The organism is Desulfuromonas sp. AOP6, assembly GCF_009731355.2.
In the GTDB taxonomy this organism is placed as follows: domain Bacteria; phylum Desulfobacterota; class Desulfuromonadia; order Desulfuromonadales; family SZUA-540; genus SZUA-540.
Map to the genome: position 1 here is coordinate 1,651,218 of NZ_AP022810.1, position 13,690 is coordinate 1,664,907.

The 13,690-nt window shown below is 52.2% G+C and carries 14 protein-coding genes; 9 read left to right on the plus strand and 5 right to left on the minus strand.

Going from position 1 to position 13,690, the window contains the following annotated elements:
- Window position 1 precedes the first annotated feature (1 nt).
- Genes AOP6_RS07735 through rsmD form a run of 3 tightly spaced genes read right to left on the minus strand, consistent with a single transcriptional unit; the run spans window position 2 to window position 1,287 of the window.
- Window positions 2-196 carry a DUF1858 domain-containing protein gene (locus tag AOP6_RS07735; protein ID WP_155876177.1) on the minus strand — a complete coding sequence of 65 codons (195 nt, stop codon included), beginning with the start codon at window positions 194-196 and terminating at the stop codon, window positions 2-4.
- A gap of 26 nt (window positions 197-222) precedes the next feature.
- The gene (gene coaD / locus AOP6_RS07740) at window positions 223-711 is read right to left on the minus strand and encodes a pantetheine-phosphate adenylyltransferase (RefSeq protein WP_155876178.1); all 489 of its coding nucleotides are present in this window, start codon (window positions 709-711) and stop codon (window positions 223-225) included.
- Between the two features lie 12 nt (window positions 712-723).
- Window positions 724-1,287, minus strand: a complete 564-nt coding sequence (gene rsmD, locus AOP6_RS07745; RefSeq protein ID WP_155876179.1) for a 16S rRNA (guanine(966)-N(2))-methyltransferase RsmD — start codon at window positions 1,285-1,287, stop codon at window positions 724-726.
- Window positions 1,288-1,466: 179 nt separating this feature from the next.
- Here rsmD and AOP6_RS07750 point away from each other — a divergent pair, with 179 nt between their 5' ends.
- Window positions 1,467-2,603: a deoxyguanosinetriphosphate triphosphohydrolase gene (locus tag AOP6_RS07750; protein ID WP_155876180.1), complete on the plus strand. Its 1,137-nt coding sequence runs from the start codon at window positions 1,467-1,469 to the stop codon at window positions 2,601-2,603.
- A gap of 6 nt (window positions 2,604-2,609) precedes the next feature.
- Here the strand turns inward: AOP6_RS07750 and yhbY are convergent, their stop codons facing one another.
- Complete coding sequence (gene yhbY, locus AOP6_RS07755; protein ID WP_155876181.1) at window positions 2,610-2,903, minus strand: ribosome assembly RNA-binding protein YhbY; 294 nt, start codon at window positions 2,901-2,903, stop codon at window positions 2,610-2,612.
- Between the two features lie 126 nt (window positions 2,904-3,029).
- Here yhbY and AOP6_RS07760 point away from each other — a divergent pair, with 126 nt between their 5' ends.
- Window positions 3,030-3,671 (plus strand): class II aldolase/adducin family protein, encoded by a 642-nt coding sequence (locus AOP6_RS07760; RefSeq protein ID WP_155876182.1) that lies wholly within the window; start codon window positions 3,030-3,032, stop codon window positions 3,669-3,671.
- 3 nt (window positions 3,672-3,674) lie between these two features.
- Window positions 3,675-4,769 (plus strand): aminopeptidase, encoded by a 1,095-nt coding sequence (locus AOP6_RS07765; protein ID WP_155876183.1) that lies wholly within the window; start codon window positions 3,675-3,677, stop codon window positions 4,767-4,769.
- 102 nt (window positions 4,770-4,871) lie between these two features.
- Here AOP6_RS07765 and AOP6_RS07770 read toward each other — a convergent pair whose 3' ends face one another.
- Window positions 4,872-6,737 carry an AMP-binding protein gene (locus tag AOP6_RS07770; RefSeq protein ID WP_155876184.1) on the minus strand — a complete coding sequence of 622 codons (1,866 nt, stop codon included), beginning with the start codon at window positions 6,735-6,737 and terminating at the stop codon, window positions 4,872-4,874.
- 237 nt (window positions 6,738-6,974) lie between these two features.
- On the opposite strand from AOP6_RS07770, the gene lepA reads away from it, so the two are divergent.
- The 6 genes from lepA (at window position 6,975) to carA (ending at window position 13,653) form a co-directional block, all read left to right on the plus strand.
- Window positions 6,975-8,774, plus strand: a complete 1,800-nt coding sequence (gene lepA, locus AOP6_RS07775; RefSeq protein ID WP_155876185.1) for a translation elongation factor 4 — start codon at window positions 6,975-6,977, stop codon at window positions 8,772-8,774.
- Window positions 8,775-8,779: 5 nt separating this feature from the next.
- On the plus strand, window positions 8,780-9,439 hold the full coding sequence (gene lepB, locus AOP6_RS07780; RefSeq protein ID WP_155876186.1) for a signal peptidase I: 660 nt from the start codon (window positions 8,780-8,782) through the stop codon (window positions 9,437-9,439).
- A gap of 224 nt (window positions 9,440-9,663) precedes the next feature.
- Entirely contained in the window at window positions 9,664-10,200 is a 537-nt protein-coding gene (pyrR, locus tag AOP6_RS07785) for a bifunctional pyr operon transcriptional regulator/uracil phosphoribosyltransferase PyrR (RefSeq protein WP_155876187.1), read from the plus strand.
- 18 nt (window positions 10,201-10,218) lie between these two features.
- The gene (locus tag AOP6_RS07790) at window positions 10,219-11,163 is read left to right on the plus strand and encodes an aspartate carbamoyltransferase catalytic subunit (RefSeq protein WP_155876188.1); all 945 of its coding nucleotides are present in this window, start codon (window positions 10,219-10,221) and stop codon (window positions 11,161-11,163) included.
- A gap of 37 nt (window positions 11,164-11,200) precedes the next feature.
- Complete coding sequence (locus AOP6_RS07795) at window positions 11,201-12,478, plus strand: dihydroorotase (protein WP_155876189.1); 1,278 nt, start codon at window positions 11,201-11,203, stop codon at window positions 12,476-12,478.
- A 53-nt stretch (window positions 12,479-12,531) separates the two neighbouring features.
- Window positions 12,532-13,653: a glutamine-hydrolyzing carbamoyl-phosphate synthase small subunit gene (carA, locus tag AOP6_RS07800; RefSeq protein ID WP_155876190.1), complete on the plus strand. Its 1,122-nt coding sequence runs from the start codon at window positions 12,532-12,534 to the stop codon at window positions 13,651-13,653.
- The last annotated feature ends 37 nt before the right edge of the window (window positions 13,654-13,690 follow it).

The window sequence follows — 13,690 nt, forward strand, 5'->3', positions numbered from 1 at the left end:
GTTATTTCCCGATAGCGCTGTTCAGCTCTCTCACCAGGGTGTCTGTGTCAACTTGATGGACTTCGGCACCCGATTCGACGGATTCTAGAGAAGCAATCTGACAGGTATGACAGTCCAGCCCGAAGCGTTTGAAAACCGCAAGTGTTTCAGGATATTCACGCAGTATTTGCTCGATGGTCATTTCCTTTGTGATCATTCCGTCCCTTTCTGGGTACGCGCCCGTTACTTTTTGCTGAATTTTTCTTCAAGCGCCTGCTTGACTGCTGCTGGCACAAAGGTGTCGATCGGTCCGTTGAGTGAGGCGACTTCCTTTACAATCGATGAACTCAGATAGCCATAGGGAACCGAAGTCATCATAAATAGGGTCTCGACTTCTTTCTGAACGGTGTGATTCATCTGGGCAATCTGAAACTCATACTCAAAGTCGGAGACGGCGCGCAGTCCACGCAGAATAACTTTGGCTCCCCGGTTGATCGCGTAATCGACCAGCAACCCCTCGAACGTGTCTATCTCCAGCCGTGGATTATCACCTACTGTCTTCCGGATCATGTCGACACGCTCATTAATCGTAAAAAGGGCGTTTTTCTCCGAATTTCTGGCTACGGCGACAATGAGACGGTCGAAAACCTGTAGACCACGGGAGATAATATCAAGGTGGCCATTGGTGATCGGGTCGAAGGAGCCGGGATAAATAGCAATGGGATTTGGCATGGCAATGGGACCTTATTCAGGCAGATGAGCAAAAAAGTAAATGGATGTTGCGCCATAGGTTCGTTCCTGAACCTTGGATAAAGAGCCGAAATGTTCCGAGACTTCATCGGTTTTGGCGCCCTCAGCGCAAATAATACCCTGAGGAGATAAACAGTTCAATACGGACAGCCTCTCCATTGTACGATTGACAAGGTCTTGCCCATAGGGAGGATCAAGGAAAATCACATCGAAAGGCGCTGAATCAGCGAGCATGTCCAGGGCCTTGAAAACATCCAGGTGAATCAGGCGGCTGCGGGATTTGAATCCGCAGGCTTGAAGGTTGTCTTGAATCACCTTCGCCGACTGCGCTCCCTGATCAATAAAAATGGCCCTGTCGGCGCCGCGGCTCAGCGCCTCAATTCCCATGGCGCCGCTACCGGCAAAAAGGTCAAGAACCGTCTTCCCCTGCCAGGACCCAAGGCGGCTGAACAGGCTACTGAAAACAGCTTCCCGAACCCGGTCTGGCGTTGGTCGGATGGTTCCTCCCGTGAAGGAGGCCAGTTTTTTTCCTCTTGCTGTTCCGCCTATTACGCGCACTTAAAAAATTCGCCTTTCCAAATGGAGCCTCTCCATAAGAGGTCAAAAACACCGTTCGATTTTCTAGCATGGGGCCGGACCGAGGTCAAGGCCAATGATTCCCATCCCTTGACAACCCTGCTCGCGGGAGGGTTTAATGTCAACAGAAGTGTATTGTGAAATATTCCAAGGGTCTTCCTATGAATAATGACAACCTGTTCGCTCCCTATGCAGCCCGAAGCACGGCCAGCCGTGGTCGCAAATACCAAGAGCCTTACAAGGATTCCAGACCTGTTTTTGAGCGGGACCGCGATCGTATCATTCACTGCGCCGCTTTTCGTCGCCTTGAATACAAGACACAGGTTTTTGTTAACCACGAAGGGGATTATTACCGAACCCGTTTGACCCATTCTCTAGAGGTAGCCCAGATTGGCCGGGGCATCTCCCGCCGCCTGAACCTGAACGAAGATCTGGTGGAGGCACTGGCTCTCGCCCATGACCTTGGTCATACTCCTTTCGGGCATACGGGAGAAGTGGTGTTAAACCGGTTGATGGCTGACCATGGTGGTTTCGAACACAACAGGCAGTCCCTGCGCATTGTCGAACTGTTGGAAGAAAGATACCCCGGATTTGACGGCTTGAATCTGGCGTGGGAAACCCGCGAGGGCATCATCAAGCACTCGTCCCAGTACGATCACCCCGGACACCCAGAGGATGACGATTACGAACCTGACAAACGACCGACTCTCGAGGCTCAGATTATCGATCTGGCCGATGAAATCGCCTACAATAATCACGATATCGACGACGGCCTCAAGGCCGGCTACATCACCCTTGAGGAGCTGGATTCCCTAGAGATCTGGCAGGACATGTCCGCTCTGGTTTCCCGTAAGTACCCCAGTCTTCGAGGAGAACGTCTTGCTTACCAGACGATCAGTCACCTGATTGGATATCTCATCGATGATCTGGTGCAGACAACCAATGAAAATATCAGGCACAATCATATCGGCAGCCTGGAGGCGGTACGTTCTCATCCGGATTATCTGGTCAGGCTCAGTGCGGAAACAGCTCGAAAGAACAAACAGCTCAAATCTTTCCTGTACCGCCAGTTGTACCGGCATTACAAGGTCGAACGCATGCGTATTAAAGCAGAGCGTTTTGTGTCACTGCTTTTTAGCAGCTACCAGGATAATCCTACGCTGCTGCCCCAAAAGTTGCAGCAGCGTTTCGATGAACATGGTAAGGAGAGGGTGATCTGCGACTATATCGCGGGGATGACGGACCGTTCGGCTCTCGATGAATACAAGCGCCTGTACGAACCCTACGAAAGGGTGTGAAGCAGGTCAGGGGAGATTGATCTTCGCATCCTCGCTGCGGCGATAGAGAAGAATGGTTTTTCCCAGAATCTGGACGACGGCCGCTCCGCAGCGATTGGCCAGGATATCGGCGACTTCCTGGCGTGGAAGATCGCAACCTTCCTGGATTTTGATCTTGATCAGTTCATGACTGTTCAGAGCCTGGTCGATCGATGTGAGCAAGGTGTCGCTGATCTCACTTCTGCCGACCATGACAACGGGGTTGAGGTGATGCCCCAGGGAACGTAAATAACGAACTTGTTTTCCTTTTAAACTTTCCATCCTGCCTATCCTTGTTGGTTTTGATGTAAGTAAATAACGTGAAGAGCGGATTATATAGACCTATCAAGATCTTGAGAAGAAAAATCGTGTTTCAACTTCTTTCCTGCTTTCATTTAAGAGGTCTCCATGCAGAATGAAGGAGTCATTAAATTCGACCTGGCCTTTGAGCCGGGAGCTTCTGTCGACAGGGAGTTCATCGGTAAAATCAACGCCTGGAGGCGTATTTTCTACCAGTTGCAGTTGATCGGGCAGCAACCTGAACGCTACGGCGGTTATGGTTTTGGCAATATCAGTCTACGCCTGCCACCCTATGACGCCCCGGCGCAACACCGCTCTTTTCTCATCAGCGGGACCCAGACGGGCCATCTGCCACATCTCGATGGAAACCACTACACCCGGGTTATTGAGTACGATTGCAAAAAAAATCACGTTGTAGCAAAGGGCCCGGTTAAACCCTCCTCGGAAGCTTTGACGCACGCCATGCTGTACGAGCTGGACGCGGGACTTCACTGTGTTATTCACGGCCATTCGCCGGACATCTGGGAAAACCGGTACCGCCTGAATCTGCCTGCGACTGACGAAGCGGCAGAATATGGCACGCCAGCCATGGCGGGAGAGGTGGCCCGACTTTATCAGGATGCCACTGTCCGTTCAGGCGGCATCATCGTCATGGGGGGGCATGAAGACGGCGTTTTGTCTTTTGGACAAACCCTGGCTGAGGCCGGTTCTGTGCTGACCTGCACCCTGGCCAGGGCACTGGCATTGTAAACCATGGAAAAGCGTTCCTTCCTTATCCTTTTTCCTTTTGCCGCCGTGATTGTCATGCTGCTTACTTCGTGCACGGAAATCCCCTACATGGTTCATTGCGTCAAGGGTCACCTGCAACTTCTATCTAAACGCCAACCGGTCGAAAAAGTGCTTAAAGACCCTGATTGTTCCCCCCAATTAAAAAAACAGCTAGAGGTCAGTCAGCGCATTCGAGATTTTGCCAGCAATGAACTCTTTCTTCCGGAGAACGGCAGTTACCGCTCCTACGCCGATCTTGAGCGCCCCTATGCGGTCTGGAATATTGTCGCGGCGCCGGAGTTCTCGCTGATTCCCGTGCAATGGTGCTTTCCTTTTGCCGGCTGCGTTTCCTATCGAGGCTATTACTCCATTGAAAAAGCCGACCATTACGCTAGGAAACTCAAAGGGCAGGGCAAGGACGTTTACCTCTATGGTGTGGCAGCCTATTCAACCTTGAACTGGTTTGACGACCCGCTCCTTAACACCTTTTCCAACGATCCCACTCCCGACTTGGCGGCTCTCATTTTTCATGAACTTTCCCATCAGCTCCTTTATGTCAAAGGAGATAGCGCGTTCAATGAAGCTTTTGCCAAAACCGTGGAAAGGGAAGGGGTGCTGCGCTGGCTGGAAAAATATGCCACCGAAGAGGAGAAAACACTCCACTGGCACAGGTTACGGCGTGAAGAAGACTTTATGGCTCTAATTGGGCAGACTCGGCAGGAGCTTGTTGGCCTCTATGCCGCTGATCTTTCCGATGAAGCCAAGCGACAACGCAAAAAGGAGTTACTTGAAACCCTGCGTCACCGCTATGGCGAGCTAAAACGTTCCTGGGGTGACTACCCGGGATACGACCGCTGGTTCGAAAAAGACCTCAACAATGCCCGTTTTGTTTCTATCGATACCTATCGGCGCTATGTGCCAGCCTTTGAAACTCTGTTGCGTCAAAGTGGAGGTGATTTGCGAAAATTCTACGCATTGAGCCGCTCAATAGCCGAACTTCCTCAGAAGGACAGGCATCTTCACATGGAGGCTCTGCTCGAAACCACGGAAGAGGGAAGATCGCTTGCCGCCGCGCCCTAGATGAGAGGTTCCTGAAAACCGTTGGTTCAAAAAAAAACGGCCCGTCAGATATTTCTGGCGGGCCGTTTGACTCTATGAGTTTATGAGTTCATCAAAATCGGATTATTCTGTAGCCGCTATTTGAGCTTCCACTGCGAAGCGTTTGATTTTACGTGTTGTCGTCTTGGGGAACTCGTCTTCGCGCAAGGTAAACTTTTTCACCCTCTTGTAATCGGCCAGGCGTTTGCCTGACTCGAGAACCTCTGTCCGAATCAGTTTTTCAACCTGCTCTGTACTCATGGGAGATATGCCTTTTTCGCGGGCATAATTATCCACCGCCTCCTGATCGGGAAAGATGCTGGCATGAATCTCTTCGGCGTTGGCATCTACCTTGTGTCCGTAGACCATGACTTCGGCGATGTAGGGACTTTGCAGAAGTTCGTTTTCCACCTCCTCGGGATAGACGTTTTTCCCGTTGGGGGTGACAATCAGATTTTTGACACGGCCACAGATGCTCAAATACCCGTTCTCGTCAATCCTGCCAAGATCGCCGGTTGCATACCAGCCATCCTGTAAAACCTCGTCAGTGGCCGATGGGTTCTTGAAGTAGCCCTTCATTACGTTGGGCCCCCGAACGACAATTTCTCCCACCCCTTCATCATTGGGCTGATGAATTTTCACATCAACTCCCTGCAATGGTAGCCCAACCGTTCCGATTTGTGTTTTTCCCGGCGATTCAAGAGAAATGACGGGAGACGTTTCGGTTATGCCATAGCCCTGGTAGATTTGAATCCCCAGGTTTTTGAATCCCTGTGCAATGGTCGGATCGAGAGCGGCTCCTCCACTGACGAAAATGGTGTTGCCACCGAGGCGCGCTCGTACTTTGCTGGCGACGACATTTCGGGTTAAAGGCAGGCTGAAGAGTGTTTTTGAGAGTGGGTTGCCTTCGACCATCTTGATGATGCGGTCATAGAAAAGGCGATAGACGGCGGGAACCCCAAGGAAAAAGGTGGGTTTGACCTCCGAGAGATTTTCACCAAGTTTTTTGAGGGACTCCGCGAAGGAGATCTTACCACCAACGGAGAGAGGCAACAGCACACCACAAACTTGTTCGAAAACATGATTGATCGGTAAAAAAGAGAGCGTGTGGATGGAGCTGTCAAGGGCAAAAGCAGTCTGCAGAGAAAGGATATTCGACACCATGTTGCCATGACTGAGCATTGCCCCCTTGGAGCGCCCGGTCGTACCGGACGTATACAGAATGACGGCGGTATCTTCAGCCTGGCGAGGCGAGGGCTCGGGAGGTGCGTCCACAAGCAGTTCATCAAAGGTGAGCAGTTTCCCTTTTTTGAGAAGGTGCTGCTTGATATGGCTCAGTGGCGAAAAAATATCAATTTTTGATGAGGGTTTATTCTCTTCAGCAGGAATGTTGGTCAGCGCCTGGTGGGCACGGTTGGCCAGCGCCTCAAGCGCAGCCTTCTTGTCACTGGGAAGATTAAACTCATCGGACAGTTTCCTCCATTCCTGCACAAGTGCGTCCACCGCTACCAGGACATCCCGGTTGGGCAGGAACTTGTCAGCGCTGGCATCGATGAGGACGATCTGCTCCAGGTGGGGAAGATCCAGTTTCAGGTCGAGAAGCATGTCAAGATACGTCTGGGAAGTGAAGATCAGCTTCGCCTCACAGTCGGATAGGATGTGCTTTAATTCGGAGGATTTCAGTTCTTTGTCTACTGGAACGGCGACCCCGCCAGCCTTGAGGATTCCCAGGTAAGAACAGACCCACTGAGGGGATGAAGGTGCCAGTAGCGCGGCATGAAAACCTGGTTTCATGCCGCTTTTCTGCAAACCTGAAGCTACCTGGTTACCAAAATCCAGGAACTGGGCATGGGTTGTTTCCTGCCAGGTTCCAGCCACCTTGTGACGCAGGGCGACATTTTTGAAATATTTTCGGCAACTGTAGTCGAGAAGAGAGTTGACTGTATCCACAAAAAACTCCTTTTTGTCGCGCCTATTGAAAGAAATTTCAGCATTTGCCGTGGTCTGCAAGGAATTAATCTTAGCGTTGACCCCTTGGATAAATCAAGGAAAAATCCGAACCTCCATAAGCCGGAACCCTGTTCAGACAGGAGGCCGCCTTGGGGGTTTTGTCCTTTACAAACATAGAAATATTCTATATTTTACGTGTTTGCGAAAAAGACAATCAAAGGACATCCCTGGACCCGTATGAACAAAGACCTGATTCGAAATTTCTCCATAATCGCCCATATCGACCATGGCAAGTCAACCCTCGCCGATCGCCTGCTCGAAGAGACGGGCACTCTCAGTGCTCGGGAAAAGACGGCTCAGTTTCTGGACAAAATGGATCTGGAAAAGGAACGTGGAATCACCATAAAGGCTCAGGCGGTACGTCTGAAATATAAGGCCGATGATGGGAAAGACTACATTCTCAACTTGATAGACACGCCCGGTCATGTCGACTTCACTTACGAAGTTAGCCGCTCTCTCTCCGCCTGTGAAGGGGCCTTGCTGGTTGTTGACGCCTCTCAGGGTGTCGAAGCACAGACTCTGGCCAATGTTTATCTGGCCATCGACCAGAACCTTGAAGTCTTCCCCGTACTCAACAAGATCGACCTTCCCAGCGCGGACCCGGAGAAGGTAAAGGAAGAAATTGAGGAAATAATTGGCCTCGACACTCGGGACGCCGTGGGGGCCAGCGCCAAGGAAGGGATCGGCATTCACGATATCCTGGAACAGATCGTTTCCAAAATACCGCCACCTCGCGGTGATGAAACTGCTCTCCTCAAGGCCCTCATTTTCGACTCCTGGTATGACTCCTATCAGGGTGTCATTATTCTTGTCCGTGTGATGGAAGGAACCCTGAAGAAGGGCGACAAGATTCAGCTCATGTCGAACCGTAAAAGTTTCGAAGTGCTGAAGCTCGGAGTCTTTTCGCCCCACCCCCTGGAGATGCAATCGTTGTCGGCAGGTGAAGTCGGTTTCATGATCGCCGGCATCAAGGTCGTGCAGGACGCCAAGGTCGGCGATACGATCACCCATCTGCACCAGCCGGCAGCGGCAGCATTGCCTGGTTTCAAGGAAGTCAAACCCATGGTCTTTTCCGGTCTGTATCCCATTGATACGGCCGATTATGATCTGCTACGGGACGCTTTGGAAAAGCTGCGGCTCAACGATTCTTCTTTTTCCTTTGAACCTGAAAACTCCCTCGCCCTGGGTTTTGGCTTTCGCTGTGGTTTCCTGGGGCTTCTCCATATGGAAATCATCCAGGAACGCCTCGAACGTGAATTTGGCGTCGATCTGATTACCACCGCGCCGACGGTTGTATACAAGGTCACGACGGTCAAGGGGGAACTTCTTCGGGTCGAGAGCGCCAACAAGCTGCCCGAGGTTCAGCACATCCAGATCATTGAAGAACCGTTTATCCTCGCCTCCATTCACGTTCCCAATGAGTTTGTCGGCACGGTTCTGGCCCTGTGTGAAGAGAAGAGGGGCGTTCAGCGGGAAATCAAGTATTTGACCGCCAACCGCGTCATGGTGGTCTATGAATTGCCCCTCAATGAAATCGTTCTCGATTTTTACGACCGGCTCAAGTCCATTACCCGCGGTTACGCATCGTTCGATTATGAACATCTCGACTACCGTGAAAGCAAACTGGTGCGCCTCAATGTTCTTATCAATGGCGAAGCTGTCGATGCCCTGTCCCTGATTGTTCATCAGGACAAAGCTCAGGCCCGTGGCCGTGACCTGGCTTCAAAAATGAAAGAATTCATTCCACGACAGCAATACGAAGTGGCCATACAGGCCGCCATCGGCAACAAAGTTGTGGCCCGGGAGACTGTCAAGGCCCTGCGTAAAGACGTCACCGCCAAATGTTATGGCGGCGACATTACCAGGAAGCGTAAACTTCTGGAAAAGCAGAAGGAGGGTAAAAAAAGGATGAAACAGGTGGGCAGTGTCGAATTGCCCCAGGAAGCCTTTCTGGCGATTCTGAAAGTGAAAGAGTAATAGATATGACTTCATCTCCTGATACAGCCATCCAAGGCAAGGGGTCTAAATCCAAACTGCGCGAATACGCAGAGGCGTTGATCGTTGCTGCCATTCTGGCGCTGTTCATCCGCACCTTTGTAGTTCAAGCCTTCAAGATCCCTTCCGGGTCCATGGAAGACACGCTGCTTATAGGCGATCATCTGCTGGTCAATAAATTTCTTTACGGTATCAAGGTTCCTTTTACCGATAATCGCTTTTTAAGTATTCGCCACCCTGAGCGAGGGGACATCGTCGTTTTCGAATTTCCTGAGGACAAGGACAAGGGTTATTTTCAGCGCCGCGATTTTATCAAACGCATTGTGGGCACACCTGGTGATGTGGTCGAAGTCCGCAACAAGCAGGTCTATCTCAACGGCAAGCCCTACACTATCCCACAGGAAGTGCATAAAGAATCCGAAGTTCTTGGGGAAAAATACGGCCCTAGAGATTTCATGAAACCGGTAACGGTGCCTCAGGGTAAATATTTCGTCATGGGGGACAACCGTGATCGTTCCTACGACAGCCGTTTCTGGGGTTTTGTCGACGAAGAGGCGATCAAGGGAATGGCTTTCATTAAATATTGGTCTTGGGACCGGGATGATCTCAAACCACGCTGGAATCGCCTCGGCCGGCCGATCCATTAAAACTCCGCCCCGTCCGAAAATTTACCGTTGACTTAGGTGGTGGTCTCCTGATAAAGTCCTGAAAATTTGGTTTTTAAACGTCCCTTTTAAGTTAATCCTGAGAGATTAGCAAAGGTGGCCCATGCAAAACAGCGATCTGCTTATCAATTACAAAGGTACCTTTCCGTCACTGAACGGATAGGTACCTTTTTTTGTACGTCAGTCCGAAAAAGGGGGGCCATTACATGACCAAAACAGCGACAACTATCATGGACGGTGCCGGCATCGGCCGGGCCTTGACAAGAATCTCCCATGAGATCCTTGAGCACAACAAAGGCACTGAGAAACTGGCTCTGATCGGAATCCGTACCGGCGGAGACCATCTGGCCAAACTCATTCGCGCCCGCATCGCTGAAATCGAGGGCGTCGAGGTTCCTCTCGGGGTCATGGATGTCACCATGTATCGCGACGATCTAAGATCAAGAGGCAGCCTCCCCCTTGGGAAGACCGACATTTCTTTTCCCCTTGATGATGTCCGTGTTGTCCTCATCGACGACGTCCTTTTCACCGGTCGCACCATTCGGGCAGCTATGGACGCCTTGATGGACCTGGGGCGGCCCAGAAGCATCCAGCTCGCCGTTCTCGTCGATCGGGGGCATCGTGAGTTGCCTATCCGTCCCGACTATATTGGCCGCAACGTGCCTACCTCGCGGGAAGAAAAGGTCCAGGTCGAATTTGATGACGCGTCGATTCCGGTTGAAGTCCGGCTTTTGAAACCATAATTTTCCAGGGGGTCCGTCATGGCTTTTCCACACAAGCATATTCTTGGCACGGAGCAACTTTCCAAAGAAGACATCATCCAGATTCTCGATACAGCGGAAAGTTTCCGGGAAATCAATTCCCGCGCCATCAAAAAAGTGCCGACCCTGCGGGGAAAAACGATCGTCAACCTTTTCTACGAGGCCAGCACTCGCACCCGCACTTCCTTTGAAATTGCTGGCAAACGGCTCTCCGCTGATACTATCAATATCAGCGCCAGTTCCTCATCCGTGGTCAAAGGGGAAACCCTCGAAGATACCGCCCGCAACATTGAAGCCATGAAGCCGGATATCATCGTCATGCGCCATTCGGCCTCGGGCGCACCGAACTATCTGGCCAAGCGCCTGAACTGCTCGGTGATCAATGCCGGTGACGGGGCTCATGAGCACCCGAGCCAGGCGCTGCTTGACCTGCTCACTATCCGTCAGCACAAGGGCAGGATAGAGGGGCTCAAGGTCGCCATCATCGGCGACATCGCCCACAGCCGGGTGGCGCGCTCGGATCTCTACGCCCTGATCAAGATGGGCGCCACTGTTCGACTGGCCGGTCCCGGCACCATGATTCCTCCCGGCATCGAACGACTTGGCGCCGAGGTCTATACAGATATCAACCAGGCTCTGGAGGGGGCCGATGTCATCATGATGCTGCGCATCCAGTTGGAGCGTCAAGGCAAAACACTGCTCCCCACGTTGCGTGAATACGCGCGCTTTTACGGCCTGAATAAAGACAATCTTAAGCTCGCCCAAAAGGATGCCATCATCATGCACCCCGGCCCCATGAATCGGGGTGTCGAGATTTCATCTATCGTCGCCGATGGCGATCAGAACGTCATCTTGGATCAGGTTGAAAACGGCGTCGCTGTTCGTATGGCCCTGCTGTACCTGGTTGCTGGCGGGGATGCCGGCGAAGGATCGCCTGACGCCTGATAATAAGCAAGTTTATTACCCATATAGCGAGGTGAAAATGGATATATTGATCAAGAACGGCCGCGTTATCGACCCAGGCAATAAAGTGGATCAGCAGTTGGATGTACTTATTCGTGACGGCAAGATTGCCCGTATCGACAAGGAGATATCAGGCGGAGAGGTCCGAGTTCTTGACGCCAAGGGATGCCTCGTCGTGCCGGGCCTGGTGGATATGCATGTCCATCTGCGTGACCCCGGTCTGGAGTACAAAGAGGACATCGTCAGTGGGACTCGTGCCGCGGCAGCGGGAGGCTTTACTTCGGTGGCCTGCATGCCCAACACCAAGCCCGTCAACGACAACAAGGCGGTCACTCTTTATATTCGCAACAAGGCCAAAGAAGAAGGTTTCGCCAATGTCTTCCCCATTGGCGCCATCACCAAGGGGCAGAAGGGGGAATCGCTTTCGGAAATTGGCGAACTCAAGGAAGCCGGCTGCGTCGGCCTCTCGGATGACGGTGTCCCCGTTGGCAGTGGTGAAATGATGCGCCGGGCCATGGAATATGCTCGCCCTTTTGGGCTGCCAATTATAAGCCACGCCGAAGATCTCTCCCTCGTGGGGGAAGGGGTTATGAACGACGGTTTCGTGGCAACGGAACTGGGGCTCAAAGGTATTCCCTGGGTCGCGGAAGATGCCGCCACGGCTCGCGAAGTGATGCTCTGCGAGTTCACCGGCGCCCGTTTGCATGTTGCTCACGTTTCGACGCGCGGTTCTGTTGAGATCGTGCGTGCCGCCAAAAAACGTGGCGTGAATGTTACCTGCGAGGCTACTCCGCATCACTTCACCCTGACTGAAGAAGCGGTGCGCGGGTACGACACCAACGCCAAAATGAATCCGCCCCTGCGCACCGCCGATGATGTGGCGGCCATTCGCGAAGGTCTCGCCGATGGTACGATCGATGCCATCGCCACGGATCACGCTCCTCATCACTATGATGAAAAAAACGTGGAGTTCAATATTGCTCTCAACGGCATTGTGGGATTGGAAACCGCCTTGCCTCTGACCCTTCGCCTGGTCGAGGATGGTGTCCTCTCTCTGAACCAGGCCATCTCCCTGCTGACCGACCGGCCCGCCCGAATCCTTGGTCTCAATCGGGGTACACTTTCTGTAGGGTCCCCGGCGGATGTCACCGTTATTGACCCCTCTGACAAATGGGTTATCGATGCCAGTCGCTTTGAATCTAAGAGTCGAAACACCCCTTTTGGTGGCTGGAATGTCAAGGGTAGGGCTCTATACACGATTTGTGGCGGACGTGTTACGTTCGAAAATAAATTATAAGATCAGTAAGTTAAACTTATTTATTAAAGTTGTTTCTAGGGAGTTTTGCAGCTATGAAAGCTATTCTGGCTCTTGCCGATGGCAGGGTCTTTCACGGTAAAAGCTTCGGCGCACCGGGTGAGGTAACGGGAGAGGTTGTTTTCAACACCAGCATGAGCGGCTATCAGGAAATATTGACAGACCCTTCCTACCGGGGCGAAATCGTCACCATGACCTATCCGCTCATCGGCAACTGTGGTGTCAATCCCGAGGATGTCGAGTCGTCACGACCTCATCTTGCTGGCTTTATCGTTAAGGAAGCCTGCGAAGCGCCGAGCAATTGGCGCTCTACCCTGTCCCTGGACGCCTATCTGAAAGAAAACGGGATTGTCGGCATCCAGGGCATCGATACCCGCGCCCTGGTTCGACATATTCGAGACAAGGGGGCACAGGCGGGCATTATTTCCTCCCTTGATCAGGACCCGGAGAGTCTCGTTGAAAAGGCTCGCAAGGCTCCGTCTATTGTCGGCAGGGATCTGGTCAGGGAAGTCACCTGTCAAAAGCCCTATGAATGGACGGAAGGGGGCTGGGATCTGGAGACGGGTTATCGGCAGGCTGATATTTCTCCCAAGTATCATGTCGTCGCCTACGATTTCGGGATCAAGCGCAATATTCTACGCAATCTGGTGGATGCGTACTGCCGCGTTACCGTCGTGCCTGCCGACACACCGGCCGAAGAGGTGCTTCGCTTAAATCCCGACGGCATCTTTTTGAGCAATGGCCCTGGTGACCCCGAGCCCATTACCTATGCGCAGGAGAACATTCGAAAGCTTCTTGGGAAAAAACCGATTTTCGGAATCTGTCTGGGTCACCAACTGTTGGCTATTGCCATGGGCGGCAAGACCTACAAACTCAAGTTTGGGCACCGCGGTGGCAACCAGCCTGTGCGGCGAGACGAAACGGGTAGGGTGGAAATTACCTCGCAAAACCACGGTTTTGCCGTGGATGCGGCTTCCATCAAGGACACTGCCATAATTACCCACATCAATCTGAACGACGATACGGTGGAAGGACTTGCCCATTCCACCTCTCAGGCATTTTCGGTGCAGTACCACCCCGAAGCTTCTCCGGGACCACACGATGCGCGGTATCTTTTCGCCAAGTTCGTGGACATGATGGCTCAATCAAAAAACTGAAATCAGCGAATGCCTGATAGCGTTCGCGCTTTCAACA

Excerpts from the sequence above, each read along its gene's own strand:
- AOP6_RS07735 (WP_155876177.1), bottom strand. The coding sequence starts at position 196 with ATGATCACAAAGGAAATGACCATCGAGCAAATACTGCGTGAATATCCT.
- coaD (WP_155876178.1), bottom strand. The coding sequence starts at position 711 with ATGCCAAATCCCATTGCTATTTATCCCGGCTCCTTCGACCCGATCACC.
- AOP6_RS07750 (WP_155876180.1), top strand. The coding sequence starts at position 1,467 with ATGAATAATGACAACCTGTTCGCTCCCTATGCAGCCCGAAGCACGGCC.
- yhbY (WP_155876181.1), bottom strand. The coding sequence starts at position 2,903 with ATGGAAAGTTTAAAAGGAAAACAAGTTCGTTATTTACGTTCCCTGGGG.
- AOP6_RS07760 (WP_155876182.1), top strand. The coding sequence starts at position 3,030 with ATGCAGAATGAAGGAGTCATTAAATTCGACCTGGCCTTTGAGCCGGGA.
- AOP6_RS07765 (WP_155876183.1), top strand. The coding sequence starts at position 3,675 with ATGGAAAAGCGTTCCTTCCTTATCCTTTTTCCTTTTGCCGCCGTGATT.
- lepA (WP_155876185.1), top strand. The coding sequence starts at position 6,975 with ATGAACAAAGACCTGATTCGAAATTTCTCCATAATCGCCCATATCGAC.
- lepB (WP_155876186.1), top strand. The coding sequence starts at position 8,780 with ATGACTTCATCTCCTGATACAGCCATCCAAGGCAAGGGGTCTAAATCC.
- pyrR (WP_155876187.1), top strand. The coding sequence starts at position 9,664 with ATGACCAAAACAGCGACAACTATCATGGACGGTGCCGGCATCGGCCGG.
- AOP6_RS07790 (WP_155876188.1), top strand. The coding sequence starts at position 10,219 with ATGGCTTTTCCACACAAGCATATTCTTGGCACGGAGCAACTTTCCAAA.
- AOP6_RS07795 (WP_155876189.1), top strand. The coding sequence starts at position 11,201 with ATGGATATATTGATCAAGAACGGCCGCGTTATCGACCCAGGCAATAAA.
- carA (WP_155876190.1), top strand. The coding sequence starts at position 12,532 with ATGAAAGCTATTCTGGCTCTTGCCGATGGCAGGGTCTTTCACGGTAAA.